At 57.4% G+C, this 1,432-nt stretch carries 1 protein-coding gene; it reads right to left on the minus strand.

Annotated features, from left to right (window positions below; translation table 11 throughout):
- Positions 1-74: 74 nt before the first annotated feature.
- Entirely contained in the window at positions 75-1,313 is a 1,239-nt protein-coding gene (locus tag QKE30_RS10750) for an IS256-like element IS3506 family transposase (protein ID WP_192817224.1), read from the minus strand.
- Between the last annotated feature and the right edge of the window lie 119 nt (positions 1,314-1,432).

Here is a 1,432-nt window from a genome sequence, read left to right on the forward strand (position 1 = left end):
ACCCGCCAAGGTCAAGTCCGGTGTAGTGGTGTAGCCGTTTGTGCTTTCGGCTCGATATGAAGTTCGGGGCTTGGTTAGGCGGTTAGCTGGTGGTGGTCGTCACGATGTTCTCCTGGGTGGTGCATGAGGTGCTTGGTGTGTTCGAGTGCGGTCAGTGACATGTAGCGTTTTTGTTGGATCCAGTCGTCGTGTTGCTCGGCTAGGACCGCACCGACAAGCCGGATGATGGATTCACGGTTTGGGAAAATGCCGACGACGTCGGTGCGCCGGCGGATCTCACGGTTTAACCGTTCTGTGGGGTTGTTTGACCACACCTTCGTCCAGACTGGTTTCGGCGCTGCGGTAAACGCCAGTACTTCATCGAGTGATTCCTCCAAATACGCCGCGACGTGAGGGAATTTCGGCTCCAGTAGGTCGACAACTTCGCGGGCTTGAGCCCAAGTGGATGTGGCGTCAGGTTGCTGGAAGATTGTCTGGAACATCGCAGAGACCATCGGCCATTGTGTTTTCGGGACCTTTTCGTAGAGGTTCTTCGCGAAATGGGTGCGGCACCGCTGCCACGACGCATTGGGCAGCACTTCGGAAATGGCGTGCTGGATGCCTTCGTGGGCATCACTTGTGATAAGGAATACCCCAGTAAGTCCGCGGGCTTTTAAGTCCTGGAAGAAGCCTTTCCACGACGCGTTGGATTCCGCGGTGGCGACGTGCATGCCGAGCATTTCGCGATACCCGTCGGCGTTGACTCCGGTGGCAAGCAGCACTGAGCATTTGACCACCCGGCCACCTTCACGGACTTTGATCGTGAGCGCATCGCACGATAAAAAGGCGTACCCGCCGGGGTCTAGTGGGCGGTTTTTGAAGTCTGCGACCATGTCGTCGAGTTCTTCTGACATGCGTGAGACTTGCGATTTCGACATGCTGGAAATCCCAAGCGTAGCCACCAGATCATTCATCCTGCGGGTGGAAACCCCTTTAAGGTAGCACGTGGCGATCACAGTCGATAAGGCTCGTTCTGCTCGTGAGCGGCGCTCTAACAGCCAGTCTGGGAAGAACGCGCCGTGGCGCAGTTTCGGCACCGCCACGTCGATCGTGCCGACACGGGTGTCAAGGTCGCGGTGGCGATACCCGTTGCGGTGGTTGACCCGCTCGGTGGATACAACTCCGTATTCGGCGCCGCAGACGGTGTCAGCCTGGGCGGAGAGGATCTGGTTGATAAACCCTTGCAGCATCTGGCGCATCAAATCCGGAGACGCTTGGGCCAGCAAATCATCCAGATAGGTTGTCGGGTCGATAGAATACGGTGCAGCGGTCATCGTCATAGGCCTTTCGGTGAGATGTGGTAGTTGAGTCGAAAGGCTAACTGGCGGTGGCCGCCCACTACTTTCCGGGACCCACCATCAGCAAGCGTTACACCACACTAAGGGACGCAACC

Origin of the sequence: Corynebacterium sp. c24Ua_83 (genome assembly GCF_039907245.1) — a bacterium.
Taxonomy (GTDB): Bacteria; Actinomycetota; Actinomycetes; order Mycobacteriales; family Mycobacteriaceae; genus Corynebacterium.